Origin of the sequence: Shewanella khirikhana (genome assembly GCF_003957745.1) — a bacterium.
Lineage (GTDB): Bacteria > Pseudomonadota > Gammaproteobacteria > Enterobacterales > Shewanellaceae > Shewanella > Shewanella khirikhana.
Map to the genome: position 1 here is coordinate 4,409,437 of NZ_CP020373.1, position 13,782 is coordinate 4,423,218.

The window sequence follows — 13,782 nt, forward strand, 5'->3', positions numbered from 1 at the left end:
TACCCGCTCGTGTTGACGGGTATTTCTGAAAAGAAAGGAATATATCGTGGCTAAAGCTAAATTTGAACGTAACAAGCCCCACGTAAACGTGGGCACCATCGGTCACGTTGACCATGGTAAAACCACTCTGACTGCTGCTATCTCTCACGTACTGACCAAGACTTTCGGTGGTGAGGCTCGTGACTTTTCTCAGATCGATAACGCTCCAGAAGAGCGTGAGCGCGGTATTACCATCAATACCTCTCACATCGAGTACGATACTGCAACTCGTCACTACGCTCACGTTGACTGCCCAGGTCACGCTGACTACGTGAAAAACATGATCACCGGTGCTGCCCAGATGGACGGCGCTATCCTGGTAGTAGCTGCGACTGACGGCCCAATGCCACAGACTCGTGAGCACATCCTGCTGTCTCGTCAGGTAGGTGTACCTTTCATCATCGTGTTCATGAACAAGTGTGACATGGTAGATGACGAAGAGCTGCTGGAACTGGTAGAGATGGAAGTTCGTGAACTGCTGTCTGAATACGACTTCCCAGGTGATGACCTGCCAGTAATTCAGGGTTCTGCTCTGAAAGCGCTGGAAGGTGACCCAGCTTGGGAATCTAAGATCCTTGAGCTGGCTGAAGCCCTGGATACTTACATCCCTGAGCCAGAGCGTGCTATCGACAAGCCGTTCCTGATGCCAATCGAAGACGTATTCTCAATCTCTGGCCGTGGTACTGTAGTAACCGGTCGTGTAGAGCGCGGTATCGTTAAAGTTGGTGAAGAAGTAGAAATCGTTGGTATCAAAGATACCACCAAGACTACTTGTACTGGCGTAGAAATGTTCCGTAAGCTGCTGGACGAAGGTCGTGCCGGTGAGAACTGCGGTATCCTGCTGCGTGGTACCAAGCGTGATGAAGTTGAGCGTGGTCAGGTTCTGTCCAAGCCAGGCACCATCAAGCCACACACCAAGTTCGAATCAGAAGTATACGTACTGTCTAAAGAAGAAGGTGGTCGTCACACTCCATTCTTCAAAGGCTACCGTCCACAGTTCTACTTCCGTACAACTGACGTGACCGGTACCATCGAACTGCCAGAAGGCGTAGAGATGGTAATGCCAGGCGACAACATCAAGATGGTTGTTACCCTGATTTGCCCAATCGCGATGGACGAAGGCCTGCGCTTCGCTATCCGTGAAGGCGGCCGCACTGTAGGTGCTGGTGTAGTAGCCAAGATCCACGAGTAATCTCGTAGACTTGGAAAAAGGCGACCTCAGGGTCGCCTTTTTGTTGCCCGGTAGAAAAATCGGCCCCAGAATGCCTGTGCATAAAAAGCTGGCAATTTGTGCAAAAGTCCGTATAATGCCGCGCTACTTATGTTTCGACAGATTATTGTCGACGAATTGCTCAGCCAGCTTGATCCTGCGTGTCGGCCGTGTATAATAAGCCGCTCGCGAACTTAGGTTGGCGACATAGTTGACCGGGCTTTTTGCTTAAGGTCACTACTACAGCGACCCCGATTGGGGGTCGAACGGTTAAATCATCTCGCTCTGTCTTTCCCAAAAGGGAAATGGCTAGAGGGTGATTTTTTATGTGTTCATTTTAGGAGCTCTGGTCAATGCAGAACCAAAGAATCCGTATCCGCTTGAAAGGATTTGATCATCGTTTGATCGATCAGTCCACCGCGGAAATCGTTGAAACTGCTAAGCGCACTGGCGCTCAGGTTCGTGGTCCTATCCCACTGCCGACTCGCAAAGAGCGTTTCACCGTTTTGATCTCTCCGCACGTTAATAAAGATGCTCGTGACCAGTACGAACTGCGTACTCACAAGCGTCTGGTTGACATCGTTGAGCCAACCGAGAAAACCGTTGACGCCCTGATGCGTCTGGATCTCGCTGCTGGCGTTGATGTCCAGATTAGCTTGGGTTAACAGAGATCCTTATAAGAGGTTTGTAGAGATGGCTATCGGTCTTATTGGTCGTAAAGTGGGCATGACCCGCATCTTCACCGAAGATGGCGTGTCTATCCCTGTTACTGTAATCGAAGTAGAAGCCAACCGCGTAACCCAGGTTAAGACTCTGGAAAACGACGGTTACCGCGCACTTCAAGTTACAACTGGCGCCAAAAAAGCCCATCGCGTAACCAAGCCAGAAGCTGGCCACTTTGCCAAGGCGGGCGTTGAAGCCGGCCGTGGTCTGTGGGAAATGCGTCTGGCCGACGGTGAAGGCGAAGGCATTGAAGTTGGTGCTGAGCTGAAAGTAGATATCTTCGCTGACGTGCAGAAAGTAGACGTTACTGGTCAGTCTAAGGGTAAAGGTTTCCAGGGTGGCGTTAAGCGCTGGAACTTCCGTACTCAGGACATGACTCACGGTAACTCTCTGTCACACCGCGCTAACGGTTCTATCGGTCAGAACCAGACGCCAGGTCGTGTATTCAAAGGCAAGAAGATGTCAGGTCACATGGGCGCTGAGCGCGTTACCACTCAAAATCTGGACGTTGTACGTGTAGATGTTGAGCGTAACCTGCTGCTGGTTAAAGGTGCCGTTCCAGGCGCTACCAACGGCAACCTGATCATCAAGCCAGCTGTTAAAGCCTAAGGTCTGAGGAGATAGTAATGGAATTGGTATTGAAAGACGCTTCTCGCGCTCTTGAAGTTTCCGAGACTACCTTCGGCCGTGACTTTAACGAAGCACTGGTTCATCAGGTAGTTGTAGCTTACGCTGCGAACGCGCGTCAGGGCACTCGTGCTCAAAAGACTCGCGCTGAAATCACTGGCACTGGCAAAAAGCCATGGCGCCAGAAGGGTACCGGTCGCGCTCGTGCCGGCGGTATCAAAGGTCCACTGTGGCGTGGTGGTGGCGTAACATTCGCTGCTAAAACCCAAGATCACAGCCAAAAAGTAAACAAGAAGATGTACCGCGGCGCTCTGAAGAGCATTCTGTCCGAGCTGGTACGTCAAGAGCGTCTGGTTGTAGTTGAAGAGTTTGCTGTTGAAGCTCCTAAGACTAAAGAACTGAAGGCCAAGCTGAAAGCTATGGACCTGGAAGACGTGCTGATTGTGACTGCAGAAGTTGACGAGAACCTGTTCCTGGCTGCTCGTAACCTGTACAAGGTTGACGTGCGTGACGTAGCAGGCCTGGATCCAGTAAGCCTGATCGCGTTCAACAAGGTCCTGGTAACTGCTGATGCTGTGAAGCAAATCGAGGAGATGCTGGCATGATCCGCGAAGAGCGTTTACTGAAAGTTATCCTGGCTCCACACATCTCTGAAAAGAGCACTGTGGTTGCTGAGAAGACCAACACTGTAGTTTTCCGTGTAGCTATCGATGCCACCAAGAGTGAAATCAAAGCTGCCGTTGAAAAACTGTTCGAAGTTGAAGTTGCTGGTGTTCGCACCCTCGTCAACAAAGGCAAAACCAAGCGTCACGGTGCCCGTGTAGGCCGTCGTAGCGATTGGAAAAAAGCCTATGTGACTCTGGCTGCCGGCGCTGACATCGACTTCGCTGGCGCTGAAGCGTAAGGAGATTACTCATGGCAATTGTTAAGTGTAAGCCTACTTCTCCAGGTCGTCGTGGCGTTGTGAAGATCGTTAACAGCGATCTGCACAAAGGCAAGCCTTTCGCTGGCCTGCTGGCCAAGAAGTCTAAGTCTGGTGGTCGTAACAACACTGGTCGTATCACCGTTCGTCACGTTGGCGGTGGTCACAAGCAACATTACCGTCTGATCGATTTCAAGCGTAACAAAGACGGTATCCCAGGCAAGATTGAGCGTCTGGAGTACGATCCAAACCGTACCGCCAACATCGCTCTGGTGCTGTACGCCGACGGTGAGCGTCGTTACATCCTGGCTGCCAAAGGCATGCAGGCTGGCGACAAAGTCGTTTCTGGCGTTGATGCAGACATCAAAGTGGGTAACGCTCTGCCATTGCGCAACATCCCTGTGGGTTCTGTTGTTCACGCGGTGGAAATGAAGCCTGGTAAAGGTGCTCAGATCGCACGTTCTGCTGGTGCTTATGTTCAGGTTGTAGCTCGTGATGGCGAATACGCCACTCTGCGTCTGCGCTCCGGCGAAATGCGCAAAGTGCCTGTAGACTGTCGCGCTACCCTGGGTGAAGTGGGTAACTCCGAGCACATGCTGCGTCAGCTGGGTAAAGCTGGTGCCAAGCGTTGGAGAGGTGTACGCCCAACCGTTCGTGGTGTTGCCATGAACCCGGTAGATCACCCACACGGTGGTGGTGAAGGCCGTACTTCTGGTGGCCGTCACCCAGTAACTCCTTGGGGTGTTCCAACCAAGGGTTATAAGACTCGTAGCAACAAGCGCACCGACAAGTACATTGTACGTCGTCGTAATAAGTAATTAAGAGGATTCGCCATGCCACGTTCTCTCAAGAAAGGTCCATTTATCGACCTGCACTTGCTGAAGAAGGTAGAGAAAGCGGTGGAAGCGGGTGACAAAAAGCCTATCAAGACTTGGTCACGCCGTTCTATGATCATCCCACAAATGATTGGGTTGACCATCGCTGTCCATAATGGGCGTCAGCACGTACCTGTGTTCGTTACTGACGAGATGATTGGTCACAAGCTTGGTGAGTTTTCACCAACTCGCACTTATCGCGGCCACGCTGCTGATAAGAAAGCGAAGAAGCGCTAATACGGGAGACTTAAGATGGAAGTTTTAGCTAAACATCGTTTTGCCCGTACGTCGCCTCAGAAGGCTCGCCTGGTTGCTGATCAGATCCGCGGTCTGCCTGTTGCAAAGGCCCTGGAGATTCTGACTTTCAGCCCGAAAAAGGCTGCCGTACTGGTTAAGAAAGTCGTTGATTCTGCTATCGCCAACGCCGAGCACAACGAAGGCGCTGACATTGACGATCTGAAAATCGCCAAGGTTTTCGTTGACGAAGGCCCAACTATGAAGCGCATCATGCCACGTGCCAAAGGCCGTGCTGATCGTATCATGAAGCGTACCAGCCACATCACTGTGGTTGTATCAGATCGCTAGGAGATAGAGAGCAATGGGACAGAAAGTACATCCTAATGGTATCCGTCTGGGTATCACCAAGCCTTGGATCTCTACCTGGTACGCCGATAAGTCAGATTATGCAAATAACCTGAACAGCGACTGGGAAGTGCGTAAGTTTCTGGAAAAGAAACTGGAAGCCGCATCTGTATCCAAGATCGTGATTGAACGCCCAGCGAAAAGCATCCGCGTTACCATCCACACCGCCCGTCCAGGCGTTGTGATCGGTAAGAAGGGTGAAGATGTTGAAGTACTGCGCGCTGAAGTTGCCAAGATTTCTGGCACTCCTGCCCAAATTAACATCGCTGAGATCCGTAAGCCCGAGCTGGACGCTAAGCTGGTAGCTGATTCTATCGCTCAGCAGCTGGAGCGTCGCGTAATGTTCCGTCGTGCTATGAAGCGCGCTGTACAGAACGCCATGCGCATCGGTGCACAAGGTATCAAAGTTGAAGTTAGTGGCCGTCTCGGCGGCGCTGAGATTGCGCGTACCGAATGGTACCGTGAAGGTCGTGTGCCTCTGCACACACTGCGTGCTGATATCGACTACGCTACTTCTGAGAGCCACACCACCTACGGTGTGATCGGCATTAAAGTTTGGGTCTTCAAAGGTGAAGTTCTGGACGGTATGCTGCCTCAGGTAGAAGAGCCGAAACAGCAGCAACCTAAGCGCAAGCCTCGTAACAAGTAGGAGAGCCGGCAATGCTGCAACCAAAACGTATGAAGTTCCGCAAGATGCACAAAGGCCGCAACCGTGGTCTGGCTGCAGGTACTGAAGTAAGTTTCGGTACTTTTGGTCTGAAAGCCGTCGGCCGTGGTCGCCTGACTGCCCGTCAGATCGAGTCTGCGCGTCGTGCTATGACACGTCATGTTAAGCGTCAAGGTAAGATCTGGATTCGTGTCTTCCCTGACAAGCCTATTACCGCTAAGCCTCTTGAAGTGCGTATGGGTAAAGGTAAAGGTAACGTTGAATACTGGGTATGCCAGATTCAGCCTGGTAAGGTACTCTATGAGATGGATGGTGTTCCAGAAGAGTTGGCTCGTGAAGCCTTCGGTCTGGCCGCTGCCAAACTGCCTATCAAGACTACCTTCGTAATTAAGACGGTGATGTAATGAAAGCGAGCGAACTGAGAGAAAAGAGCGTTGAAGAACTGAACGCTGAATTGCTTGGTCTGCTGCGTGAGCAGTTTAACCTGCGTATGCAACACGCCACTGGCCAGCTGGCCCAAACTCACCAGCTGAAGCAAGTGCGCCGTAACATTGCGCGTGTTAAGACCATTATTACTTCTAAGGCGGGTGCATAATGTCTGACAAAATCCGTACTTTGCAGGGTCGCGTGACCAGCAACAAGATGGACAAGTCCATTACTGTGGCTGTTGAGCGTCTGGTGAAACACCCAATCTATGGTAAGTTCATCAAGCGTACAACCAAGATCCATGCACACGACGAACTGAACCAGTGCAATGAAGGCGACGTAGTGACTATTCGCGAATGTCGTCCTCTGTCTAAGACCAAGTCTTGGACGCTGGTAGACGTAGTTTCTAAGGCTTAATTTTAGCCTGGAAAGAAAAACGGCCCCTTTTTGGGGCCGTTTGTTTTTTAGCACTGTTCATTCAGATTTAACGGTGTTATACTTGCGCGCCATTTTTGTCTGTTTCTGGACCAAAATGGTTAGTTAATGCCCCAATAATGGGGTTCGTGAAGTAACGATAGCGGAGCACTTAAAATGATCCAAATGCAATCGACTCTGGACGTCGCATGTAACAGTGGCGCTCGCAGAGTTCAGTGTATTAAGGTCTTGGGTGGCTCTCATCGTCGTTATGCCGGTATCGGCGACATCATCAAGGTTTCTGTTAAAGAAGCCATTCCTCGCGCTAAAGCGAAGAAAGGTGATGTGTATAACGCGGTGGTAGTCCGTACTAAGAAAGGCGTACGTCGTCCAGACGGTTCTGTCATTCGCTTCGATCGGAATGCAGCTGTTCTGCTGAACAACAACCTGCAGCCGATTGGTACTCGTATCTTTGGACCTGTGACACGTGAACTGCGTACTGAGCAATTCATGAAGATTGTGTCGCTGGCACCAGAAGTACTGTAAGGAGCTTCAAAATGGCAGCAAAAATCCGTCGTGAAGACGAAGTGATTGTTCTGACCGGTAAAGATAAAGGTAAGCGTGGCAAAGTGACTCGCGTACTGGTTACCGGCAAGGTAGTTGTTGAAGGCATCAATCTCGTTAAGAAGCACACCAAGCCGAACCCACAACTGGGTATCACTGGTGGCATCGTAGAGAAAGAAGCTGCGATTCAAGTATCAAATGTGGCGATCTTTAACCCTGCTACTGGCAAGGCGGATCGTGTAGGTTTCCGATTTGAAGACGGCAAGAAAGTACGTTTCTTCAAATCGAATGGTGAACTCGTTAAGTAACTGGAGTAAACGATGGCGAAACTGCATGATAAATACAAAGAGACTGTTATCGCTGAACTGTCTAAAAAGTTCGGTTATACCAGTGTCATGCAAGTCCCTCGGATTGAGAAAATCACCCTGAACATGGGTGTTGGCGAAGCTGTTGCTGACAAGAAAATCATGGAAAATGCTGTCCGTGATATGACTGCAATCGCTGGTCAGAAGCCAGTAGTAACTGTTGCTCGCAAATCAGTTGCTGGTTTCAAAATCCGTGAAGGCTACCCTATTGGCTGCAAAGTAACCCTGCGCGGTGAGCGTATGTGGGAATTCTTTGAGCGTCTGCTGGATATCGCAATCCCTCGTATCCGTGACTTCCGTGGTCTGAGCGCTAAGTCGTTCGACGGCCGTGGTAACTACGCGATGGGCGTGCGTGAGCAAATCATCTTCCCTGAGATCGACTATGACAAGATCGATCGCGTTCGTGGTATGGACATTGTGATCACCACAACCGCCAAGAACGATGAGGAAGGTCGTGCTCTTCTGGACGCTTTTAACTTCCCATTCAAGAAATAAGGGGTAGCGTAATGGCAAAAACTTCAATGAAGGCACGCGAAGCTAAGCGTGCAGCTCTCGTGGCTAAGTATGCTGAAAAGCGTGCTGCTCTGAAAGCTATCATCAACAGTCCAGAGTCTACCGACGAAGCTCGTTGGGACGCTGTTCTGAAGCTGCAAGCTTTACCACGTGATTCCAGCGCCGCTCGTCAGCGCAACCGCTGTAATCAAACTGGTCGCCCACATGGTTTCCTGCGCAAGTTCGGCCTGAGCCGTATCAAGCTGCGTGAAGCTACCATGCGTGGTGAGGTTCCTGGTCTGCGCAAGGCCAGCTGGTAAGTACTTGTCACGGAGAAAGCTAATATGAGCATGCAAGATCCTATTGCGGATATGCTGACCCGTATCCGTAACGGCCAGGCTGCTAACAAAGTATCTGTGAAGATGCCTTCCGCTAAACTGAAAGTAGCTATCGCTAAGCTGCTGAAAGACGAAGGTTATATCACTGATTACGCTGTTGCGTCTGAAGGCAATAAAGCCGAGCTGGAAGTTACTCTGAAGTACTTCCAGGGCCGTCCAGTTGTTGAGACTATCCAGCGCGTGAGCCGTCCTGGTCTTCGTATTTACAAAGGTAAAGACGAACTGCCAAAAGTGATGGGTGGCCTGGGTATCGCAATCGTTTCCACTTCTAAAGGCCTGATGACTGATCGTGCCGCCCGCCTCGCTGGCATGGGTGGTGAGGTTATCTGCTACGTAGCATAAGGAGCTAGGAATGTCTCGTGTAGCAAAAGCACCTGTATCTATTCCTGCCGGCGTAGAGGTGACCTTGAACGGTCAGGAAATTACCGTTAAAGGCGGTAAGGGTACTCTGACTCGCGTAATCAACAGCGCTGTTGCAGTGACTGTTGAAGACGGTGCTATCAAGTTTGGTCCTGTTGAAGGCGTTGTTAACGCTTGGGCTCAAGCGGGTACCGCACGCGCCCTGATCAACAACATGGTTGTGGGTGTATCTCAGGGTTTCGAGAAGAAGTTGCAGCTGGTTGGTGTGGGTTACCGCGCCAAAGTAACCGGTAGCGACGTCGACCTGTCTCTGGGTTTTTCTCACCCGCTGGTACACAAACTGCCTGCTGGCGTTACTGCTGAATGCCCAAGCCAAACCGAAATCGTTCTGCGTTCTATCGACAAAGAACTGGTTGGTCAAGTGGCTGCTGAGATCCGTGGCTATCGTCCACCTGAGCCTTACAAAGGTAAAGGTGTTCGCTATGCTGACGAACAGGTACGCCGTAAAGAGGCTAAGAAGAAGTAAGGTAACGCGATATGGATAAGAAATCATCTCGCTTGCGTCGCGCTACTCGCGCTCGCAAGAAGATCCAAGAGCTGGGCGTGAACCGTCTGGTTGTACATCGTACACCACGTCACATCTACGCTCAGGTGATCAATCCTGAAGCTCAGGTTGTTGCAGCGGCTTCTACTGTTGAGAAATCAATCAAGGAAGCCCTGAAGTCTACCGGTAACGTGGATGCCGCTAAGGCCGTTGGTAAAGCCATCGCCGAACGCGCCGTCGAGAAGGGCGTAACTGTTGTTGCGTTCGATCGTTCTGGCTTCAAGTATCACGGTCGTGTTGCTGCCCTGGCAGACGCCGCTCGTGAAGCTGGCCTCCAGTTCTAAGGGGTTTATTACAATGGCTAAAGTAGAAGCTCAGCAGCAGAAAGACGATCTGCAAGAGAAACTGATTGCAGTAAACCGTGTTTCTAAAGTAGTTAAGGGCGGTCGTATCTTCAGCTTCACTGCATTGACTGTAGTGGGTGACGGTAACGGTCGTGTTGGCTACGGCTACGGTAAAGCCCGTGAAGTTCCAGCTGCCATTCAAAAGGCAATGGAAAAGGCTCGCCGTAACATGGTGACTGTAGAACTGAACGAAGGCACTCTGCACCACCCAGTTAAGGGACGTCACACCGGTTCGCGTGTTTACATGCAGCCAGCGTCTCAGGGTACCGGTATTATTGCCGGTGGTGCGATGCGCGCCGTACTGGAAGTAGCAGGCGTTCACAACGTACTGTCTAAGGCCTACGGTTCCACTAACCCGATCAACATCGTTCGCGCGACTGTTGATGCTCTGACGCACATGAAGTCACCAGCGCAGGTTGCTGCCAAGCGTGGTCTGAGCGTCGAAGAAATTCGGGGGTAATGCATCATGGCTAAAACTATCAAAGTAACTCAGACCAAAAGTGCCATTGGCCGTCTGCCAAAGCACAAGGCCACTCTGACTGGCCTGGGTCTGCGTCGCATTGGTCACACCGTTGAACTGGAAGATACTCCAGCTGTTCGCGGTATGATCAATAAGGTCTACTACATGGTTAAGGTGGAGGACTGATAATGCGTCTGAACACACTTTCTCCTGCCGTAGGCGCGAAGTCTGCTCCTAAGCGTGTAGGCCGTGGTATTGGTTCTGGCTTGGGCAAGACCGCTGGTCGCGGTCACAAGGGTCAAAAATCTCGTAGCGGTGGCGGTGTACGCCCAGGCTTCGAGGGTGGTCAAATGCCACTTAAGATCCGTCTGCCTAAGTTCGGCTTTACCTCTCGTGTTTCTATGGTAACTGCTGAAGTTCGTCTCGGCGAACTGGCTAAAGTTAACGGTGATGTTATCGACCTGAACGCACTGAAAGATGCGAACGTAGTAACTCGCAACATCCAGTTTGCGAAAATCGTTCTTTCAGGTACCATTGAGCGCCCAGTGACCGTAAAAGGTCTGAAGGTTACCAAAGGTGCACGCGCAGCTATTGAAGCTGCTGGCGGAAAGATCGAGGAATAATACGTCGATGGCAAAACCAGGACTTGATTTAAAAAGCGCGAAAGGCGGTCTGTCAGAATTGAAAGCCCGTCTCCTGTTCGTGATTGGTGCAATTATCGTGTTTCGTGCCGGTTCTTTTGTACCAATTCCTGGTATTGACGCAGCTGTATTAGCAGAGCTGTTTGCTCAACAGAAGGGAACCATCTTGGGCATGTTTAACATGTTCTCGGGTGGTGCCCTTGAGCGTGCCTCAATATTCGCATTGGGGATCATGCCGTACATTTCGGCGTCGATCATCATGCAGCTGTTGACTGTAGTGCACCCCGCACTCGCCGAACTGAAAAAGGAAGGTGAGTCTGGTCGTCGCAAGATCAGTCAATACACCCGTTGGGGTACCCTGGTGTTGGGTACATTCCAGTCGGTCGGTATCGCAACCGGTCTGCCTAACCTAGTTCCAGGTCTGGTAGTGAACCCAGGTTTTGGGTTCTATTTCGTTGCGGTGGTGAGCTTGGTTACCGGGACTATGTTCCTGATGTGGCTGGGCGAACAGATTACCGAGCGTGGCATTGGTAACGGTATTTCGATCCTGATTTTCGCAGGTATCGTGGCCGGCCTGCCATCAGCTATCGGCCAAACGGCCGAGCAGGCGCGTCAAGGTGATTTGAACGTATTGGTATTGTTGTTGATTGGCGTGATTGTATTCGCCGTCACTTATTTCGTGGTGTTTGTGGAGCGTGGTCAACGTCGTATCGTTGTTAACTACGCCAAGCGTCAACAAGGCCGTAAGGTGTTTGCCGCGCAATCCACTCACTTGCCACTGAAAGTGAACATGGCGGGTGTTATTCCCCCAATCTTTGCGTCCAGCATCATTCTGTTCCCTGGAACCCTGGCTCAGTGGTTCGGTCAGAATGAAGCCCTGTCTTGGCTGAGCGATATTTCGCTGGCCGTAAGCCCTGGGCAACCGCTGTACTCACTGCTTTATGCAGCAGCGATCATCTTCTTCTGCTTCTTCTATACCGCGCTGGTGTTTAACCCACGCGAGACAGCAGACAACCTGAAGAAGAGTGGTGCGTTCATTCCCGGGATCCGTCCTGGCGAACAGACCTCGCGTTACATTGATAAAGTGATGACCCGACTGACTCTGGCAGGCGCGTTATACATTACCTTTATCTGTTTGATTCCGGAGTTCATGCTCATCGCCTGGAAAGTACAGTTCTATTTTGGCGGTACTTCCCTGTTGATTATGGTGGTAGTGATCATGGACTTCATGGCTCAGGTTCAGACCCATATGATGTCTCATCAATATGAGTCTGTAATGAAGAAAGCTAACCTTATCAACAAAGCGAATCTCGATCGCTTTGGCCGATAAGTTAGTTTACGGAGTTGTGAAATGAAAGTTCGAGCTTCCGTGAAGAAGATCTGCCGTAACTGCAAGATCATCAAGCGTAGCGGCGTTGTACGCGTTATCTGTGTTGAACCAAAACACAAACAGCGTCAAGGCTAAAAAATCTGGCCAGTCCCTGGTAACAGGGCTGGCCAAAAAATGTTTGCAAAACTGTCACCTGTCGAGTATCCTTTCGGGCTTTTCACAGGTGGCCTTTAACTTAAGGAGTGCATAGTGGCCCGTATAGCTGGCATTAACATTCCTGATCATAAGCACGCAGTCATCGCTTTGACTGCAATCTACGGTGTTGGTCGTACTCGCGCAAAAGCCATTTGCGCCGCTACCGCCATTGCTGAAGATGCCAAGATCAAGGAATTGAGCGAAGCTCAAATCGATACCCTGCGCGAAGAAGTTGCCAAATACACAGTAGAAGGTGACTTGCGTCGTGAGGTTTCCATGAACATCAAGCGTCTGATGGACCTTGGTTGTTATCGTGGCCTCCGTCATCGTCGCAGCCTGCCCCTGCGTGGGCAACGTACCAAGACCAATGCGCGTACTCGCAAAGGTCCACGTAAACCCATCAAGAAGTAACGGGAAGGTGAGAAATGGCTAAAGTTCCATCACGTTCTCCGCGCAAGCGCGTACGTAAGCAGGTTGCCGATGGCATGGCTCACATCCATGCATCTTTCAACAATACAATCGTGACTATCACCGATCGTCAAGGTAATGCTCTGTCTTGGGCTACTGCAGGTGGTTCAGGCTTCCGTGGTTCACGTAAGTCTACTCCGTTTGCTGCTCAGGTAGCAGCTGAGCGTGCAGGCGTTGCCGCTCAGGACTACGGTCTGAAAAACCTTGAAGTTTTCGTGAAGGGTCCTGGTCCAGGTCGTGAATCAGCCATTCGTGCGCTGAACGCTGTTGGTTACAAAATCACCAACATCACTGACGTGACACCGATCCCTCACAACGGTTGTCGCCCTCCTAAGAAACGCCGCGTGTAACGCCGTTAGTTAGGATAGTTGGAGAAAGAACATGGCAAGATACTTGGGTCCCAAGCTCAAGCTCAGCCGCCGGGAAGGTACTGACCTCTTCCTGAAAAGCGGTGTGAGAGCAATTGATTCGAAGTGTAAGCTGGAAACCGCTCCAGGCCAGCACGGTGCGCGTAAGCCACGTCTGTCTGAATACGGTACTCAGCTGCGCGAGAAGCAGAAAGTTCGTCGTATTTACGGTGTACTGGAAAAGCAGTTCCGTAACTACTATAAGGAAGCTGCACGTCTGAAAGGCAACACCGGTGAAAACCTGTTGCAACTTTTGGAAACCCGCCTGGATAACGTAGTTTATCGTATGGGCTTTGGTTCAACTCGTGCCGAAGCACGTCAGCTGGTTAGCCATAAGTCTGTTATGGTAAACGGTCGTGTTGTTAACATCCCTTCATTCAAAGTGTCTGCGAATGATGTAGTAAGCATCCGTGAGAAGTCACGCACTCAAGCCCGTATCAAAGCGGCTTTGGAAGTGGCTGCCCAGCGTGAGAAGCCTACTTGGGTTGAAGTAGACGCCGCTAAGATGGAAGGTGCTTTCAAGCGTCTGCCAGAGCGTAGCGATTTGTCTGCGGATATTAACGAACAGCTGATCGTCGAGCTTTACTCTAAGTAAGGCTAACAAACAAG

General features: G+C 50.9%; 27 protein-coding genes. All 27 read left to right on the forward strand.

The features are described from left to right. Nucleotides 1–46 precede the first annotated feature (46 nt). The 27 genes from tuf to rpsD all read left to right on the forward strand — a co-directional run bounded on the left by tuf (nucleotide 47) and on the right by rpsD (nucleotide 13,768). A complete protein-coding gene (gene tuf, locus STH12_RS19430; protein ID WP_126169070.1) occupies nucleotides 47–1,231 on the forward strand; it encodes an elongation factor Tu in 1,185 nt (394 codons plus the stop codon). 371 nt (nucleotides 1,232–1,602) lie between these two features. Then, nucleotides 1,603–1,914, forward strand: coding sequence for a 30S ribosomal protein S10 (rpsJ, locus tag STH12_RS19435; protein WP_011758333.1), 312 nt, complete (start codon nucleotides 1,603–1,605; stop codon nucleotides 1,912–1,914). Nucleotides 1,915–1,942: 28 nt separating this feature from the next. Beyond that, on the forward strand, nucleotides 1,943–2,581 hold the full coding sequence (gene rplC, locus STH12_RS19440) for a 50S ribosomal protein L3 (RefSeq protein WP_126169082.1): 639 nt from the start codon (nucleotides 1,943–1,945) through the stop codon (nucleotides 2,579–2,581). Nucleotides 2,582–2,598: 17 nt separating this feature from the next. Then, nucleotides 2,599–3,204: a 50S ribosomal protein L4 gene (rplD, locus tag STH12_RS19445; protein ID WP_126169083.1), complete on the forward strand. Its 606-nt coding sequence runs from the start codon at nucleotides 2,599–2,601 to the stop codon at nucleotides 3,202–3,204. Beyond that, nucleotides 3,201–3,503 carry a 50S ribosomal protein L23 gene (rplW, locus tag STH12_RS19450; protein ID WP_126169084.1) on the forward strand — a complete coding sequence of 101 codons (303 nt, stop codon included), beginning with the start codon at nucleotides 3,201–3,203 and terminating at the stop codon, nucleotides 3,501–3,503. The genes rplD and rplW overlap by 4 nt, the downstream gene beginning before the upstream one ends. Nucleotides 3,504–3,514: 11 nt before the next feature. After that, entirely contained in the window at nucleotides 3,515–4,339 is an 825-nt protein-coding gene (gene rplB / locus STH12_RS19455; RefSeq protein WP_126169085.1) for a 50S ribosomal protein L2, read from the forward strand. 15 nt (nucleotides 4,340–4,354) lie between these two features. Continuing rightward, the gene (rpsS, locus tag STH12_RS19460; protein WP_011758338.1) at nucleotides 4,355–4,633 is read left to right on the forward strand and encodes a 30S ribosomal protein S19; all 279 of its coding nucleotides are present in this window, start codon (nucleotides 4,355–4,357) and stop codon (nucleotides 4,631–4,633) included. Nucleotides 4,634–4,648: 15 nt separating this feature from the next. Then, nucleotides 4,649–4,981 carry a 50S ribosomal protein L22 gene (gene rplV, locus STH12_RS19465; protein ID WP_126169086.1) on the forward strand — a complete coding sequence of 111 codons (333 nt, stop codon included), beginning with the start codon at nucleotides 4,649–4,651 and terminating at the stop codon, nucleotides 4,979–4,981. A gap of 13 nt (nucleotides 4,982–4,994) precedes the next feature. Continuing rightward, a complete protein-coding gene (rpsC, locus tag STH12_RS19470) occupies nucleotides 4,995–5,687 on the forward strand; it encodes a 30S ribosomal protein S3 (protein WP_126169087.1) in 693 nt (230 codons plus the stop codon). Between the two features lie 11 nt (nucleotides 5,688–5,698). After that, a complete protein-coding gene (rplP, locus tag STH12_RS19475; protein WP_126169088.1) occupies nucleotides 5,699–6,109 on the forward strand; it encodes a 50S ribosomal protein L16 in 411 nt (136 codons plus the stop codon). Then, nucleotides 6,109–6,300, forward strand: coding sequence for a 50S ribosomal protein L29 (gene rpmC / locus STH12_RS19480; protein WP_011758342.1), 192 nt, complete (start codon nucleotides 6,109–6,111; stop codon nucleotides 6,298–6,300). Before rplP ends, rpmC begins: the two co-directional genes overlap by 1 nt. Further along, nucleotides 6,300–6,548, forward strand: a complete 249-nt coding sequence (gene rpsQ, locus STH12_RS19485) for a 30S ribosomal protein S17 (RefSeq protein ID WP_126169089.1) — start codon at nucleotides 6,300–6,302, stop codon at nucleotides 6,546–6,548. Before rpmC ends, rpsQ begins: the two co-directional genes overlap by 1 nt. A 174-nt stretch (nucleotides 6,549–6,722) precedes the next feature. Next, entirely contained in the window at nucleotides 6,723–7,091 is a 369-nt protein-coding gene (rplN, locus tag STH12_RS19490; protein ID WP_011758344.1) for a 50S ribosomal protein L14, read from the forward strand. An 11-nt stretch (nucleotides 7,092–7,102) separates the two neighbouring features. Beyond that, nucleotides 7,103–7,417 (forward strand): 50S ribosomal protein L24, encoded by a 315-nt coding sequence (gene rplX, locus STH12_RS19495; RefSeq protein ID WP_011758345.1) that lies wholly within the window; start codon nucleotides 7,103–7,105, stop codon nucleotides 7,415–7,417. A gap of 12 nt (nucleotides 7,418–7,429) precedes the next feature. After that, entirely contained in the window at nucleotides 7,430–7,969 is a 540-nt protein-coding gene (gene rplE, locus STH12_RS19500) for a 50S ribosomal protein L5 (protein ID WP_011758346.1), read from the forward strand. An 11-nt stretch (nucleotides 7,970–7,980) separates the two neighbouring features. Further along, the gene (gene rpsN, locus STH12_RS19505; protein WP_126169090.1) at nucleotides 7,981–8,286 is read left to right on the forward strand and encodes a 30S ribosomal protein S14; all 306 of its coding nucleotides are present in this window, start codon (nucleotides 7,981–7,983) and stop codon (nucleotides 8,284–8,286) included. A gap of 24 nt (nucleotides 8,287–8,310) precedes the next feature. Continuing rightward, the gene (gene rpsH / locus STH12_RS19510) at nucleotides 8,311–8,706 is read left to right on the forward strand and encodes a 30S ribosomal protein S8 (protein ID WP_011758348.1); all 396 of its coding nucleotides are present in this window, start codon (nucleotides 8,311–8,313) and stop codon (nucleotides 8,704–8,706) included. Nucleotides 8,707–8,716: 10 nt separating this feature from the next. After that, entirely contained in the window at nucleotides 8,717–9,250 is a 534-nt protein-coding gene (rplF, locus tag STH12_RS19515; RefSeq protein ID WP_126169091.1) for a 50S ribosomal protein L6, read from the forward strand. 11 nt (nucleotides 9,251–9,261) lie between these two features. Next, complete coding sequence (rplR, locus tag STH12_RS19520; RefSeq protein WP_126169092.1) at nucleotides 9,262–9,612, forward strand: 50S ribosomal protein L18; 351 nt, start codon at nucleotides 9,262–9,264, stop codon at nucleotides 9,610–9,612. 13 nt (nucleotides 9,613–9,625) lie between these two features. Next, nucleotides 9,626–10,132, forward strand: a complete 507-nt coding sequence (rpsE, locus tag STH12_RS19525) for a 30S ribosomal protein S5 (protein ID WP_011758351.1) — start codon at nucleotides 9,626–9,628, stop codon at nucleotides 10,130–10,132. A gap of 6 nt (nucleotides 10,133–10,138) precedes the next feature. Continuing rightward, entirely contained in the window at nucleotides 10,139–10,318 is a 180-nt protein-coding gene (gene rpmD / locus STH12_RS19530; protein ID WP_011758352.1) for a 50S ribosomal protein L30, read from the forward strand. Between the two features lie 2 nt (nucleotides 10,319–10,320). Beyond that, nucleotides 10,321–10,755 carry a 50S ribosomal protein L15 gene (gene rplO, locus STH12_RS19535; protein ID WP_126169093.1) on the forward strand — a complete coding sequence of 145 codons (435 nt, stop codon included), beginning with the start codon at nucleotides 10,321–10,323 and terminating at the stop codon, nucleotides 10,753–10,755. A 7-nt stretch (nucleotides 10,756–10,762) separates the two neighbouring features. Beyond that, a complete protein-coding gene (gene secY, locus STH12_RS19540; protein ID WP_126169094.1) occupies nucleotides 10,763–12,103 on the forward strand; it encodes a preprotein translocase subunit SecY in 1,341 nt (446 codons plus the stop codon). 21 nt (nucleotides 12,104–12,124) lie between these two features. After that, nucleotides 12,125–12,238: a 50S ribosomal protein L36 gene (gene rpmJ / locus STH12_RS19545; RefSeq protein WP_011758355.1), complete on the forward strand. Its 114-nt coding sequence runs from the start codon at nucleotides 12,125–12,127 to the stop codon at nucleotides 12,236–12,238. Between the two features lie 114 nt (nucleotides 12,239–12,352). Continuing rightward, nucleotides 12,353–12,709, forward strand: a complete 357-nt coding sequence (rpsM, locus tag STH12_RS19550; protein WP_126169095.1) for a 30S ribosomal protein S13 — start codon at nucleotides 12,353–12,355, stop codon at nucleotides 12,707–12,709. 14 nt (nucleotides 12,710–12,723) lie between these two features. Continuing rightward, nucleotides 12,724–13,116: a 30S ribosomal protein S11 gene (gene rpsK, locus STH12_RS19555; RefSeq protein ID WP_011758357.1), complete on the forward strand. Its 393-nt coding sequence runs from the start codon at nucleotides 12,724–12,726 to the stop codon at nucleotides 13,114–13,116. 31 nt (nucleotides 13,117–13,147) lie between these two features. Further along, complete coding sequence (rpsD, locus tag STH12_RS19560) at nucleotides 13,148–13,768, forward strand: 30S ribosomal protein S4 (protein WP_011758358.1); 621 nt, start codon at nucleotides 13,148–13,150, stop codon at nucleotides 13,766–13,768. Nucleotides 13,769–13,782 lie beyond the last annotated feature (14 nt).

What these genes read in the sequence shown, in the direction of transcription:
- rpsJ (WP_011758333.1), top strand. Translation starts at nt 1,603, where the DNA reads ATGCAGAACCAAAGAATCCGTATCCGCTTGAAAGGATTTGATCATCGT.
- rplC (WP_126169082.1), top strand. Translation starts at nt 1,943, where the DNA reads ATGGCTATCGGTCTTATTGGTCGTAAAGTGGGCATGACCCGCATCTTC.
- rplD (WP_126169083.1), top strand. Translation starts at nt 2,599, where the DNA reads ATGGAATTGGTATTGAAAGACGCTTCTCGCGCTCTTGAAGTTTCCGAG.
- rplW (WP_126169084.1), top strand. Translation starts at nt 3,201, where the DNA reads ATGATCCGCGAAGAGCGTTTACTGAAAGTTATCCTGGCTCCACACATC.
- rplB (WP_126169085.1), top strand. Translation starts at nt 3,515, where the DNA reads ATGGCAATTGTTAAGTGTAAGCCTACTTCTCCAGGTCGTCGTGGCGTT.
- rpsS (WP_011758338.1), top strand. Translation starts at nt 4,355, where the DNA reads ATGCCACGTTCTCTCAAGAAAGGTCCATTTATCGACCTGCACTTGCTG.
- rplV (WP_126169086.1), top strand. Translation starts at nt 4,649, where the DNA reads ATGGAAGTTTTAGCTAAACATCGTTTTGCCCGTACGTCGCCTCAGAAG.
- rpsC (WP_126169087.1), top strand. Translation starts at nt 4,995, where the DNA reads ATGGGACAGAAAGTACATCCTAATGGTATCCGTCTGGGTATCACCAAG.
- rplP (WP_126169088.1), top strand. Translation starts at nt 5,699, where the DNA reads ATGCTGCAACCAAAACGTATGAAGTTCCGCAAGATGCACAAAGGCCGC.
- rpmC (WP_011758342.1), top strand. Translation starts at nt 6,109, where the DNA reads ATGAAAGCGAGCGAACTGAGAGAAAAGAGCGTTGAAGAACTGAACGCT.
- rpsQ (WP_126169089.1), top strand. Translation starts at nt 6,300, where the DNA reads ATGTCTGACAAAATCCGTACTTTGCAGGGTCGCGTGACCAGCAACAAG.
- rplN (WP_011758344.1), top strand. Translation starts at nt 6,723, where the DNA reads ATGATCCAAATGCAATCGACTCTGGACGTCGCATGTAACAGTGGCGCT.
- rplX (WP_011758345.1), top strand. Translation starts at nt 7,103, where the DNA reads ATGGCAGCAAAAATCCGTCGTGAAGACGAAGTGATTGTTCTGACCGGT.
- rplE (WP_011758346.1), top strand. Translation starts at nt 7,430, where the DNA reads ATGGCGAAACTGCATGATAAATACAAAGAGACTGTTATCGCTGAACTG.
- rpsN (WP_126169090.1), top strand. Translation starts at nt 7,981, where the DNA reads ATGGCAAAAACTTCAATGAAGGCACGCGAAGCTAAGCGTGCAGCTCTC.
- rpsH (WP_011758348.1), top strand. Translation starts at nt 8,311, where the DNA reads ATGAGCATGCAAGATCCTATTGCGGATATGCTGACCCGTATCCGTAAC.
- rplF (WP_126169091.1), top strand. Translation starts at nt 8,717, where the DNA reads ATGTCTCGTGTAGCAAAAGCACCTGTATCTATTCCTGCCGGCGTAGAG.
- rplR (WP_126169092.1), top strand. Translation starts at nt 9,262, where the DNA reads ATGGATAAGAAATCATCTCGCTTGCGTCGCGCTACTCGCGCTCGCAAG.
- rpsE (WP_011758351.1), top strand. Translation starts at nt 9,626, where the DNA reads ATGGCTAAAGTAGAAGCTCAGCAGCAGAAAGACGATCTGCAAGAGAAA.
- rpmD (WP_011758352.1), top strand. Translation starts at nt 10,139, where the DNA reads ATGGCTAAAACTATCAAAGTAACTCAGACCAAAAGTGCCATTGGCCGT.
- rplO (WP_126169093.1), top strand. Translation starts at nt 10,321, where the DNA reads ATGCGTCTGAACACACTTTCTCCTGCCGTAGGCGCGAAGTCTGCTCCT.
- secY (WP_126169094.1), top strand. Translation starts at nt 10,763, where the DNA reads ATGGCAAAACCAGGACTTGATTTAAAAAGCGCGAAAGGCGGTCTGTCA.
- rpmJ (WP_011758355.1), top strand. Translation starts at nt 12,125, where the DNA reads ATGAAAGTTCGAGCTTCCGTGAAGAAGATCTGCCGTAACTGCAAGATC.
- rpsK (WP_011758357.1), top strand. Translation starts at nt 12,724, where the DNA reads ATGGCTAAAGTTCCATCACGTTCTCCGCGCAAGCGCGTACGTAAGCAG.
- rpsD (WP_011758358.1), top strand. Translation starts at nt 13,148, where the DNA reads ATGGCAAGATACTTGGGTCCCAAGCTCAAGCTCAGCCGCCGGGAAGGT.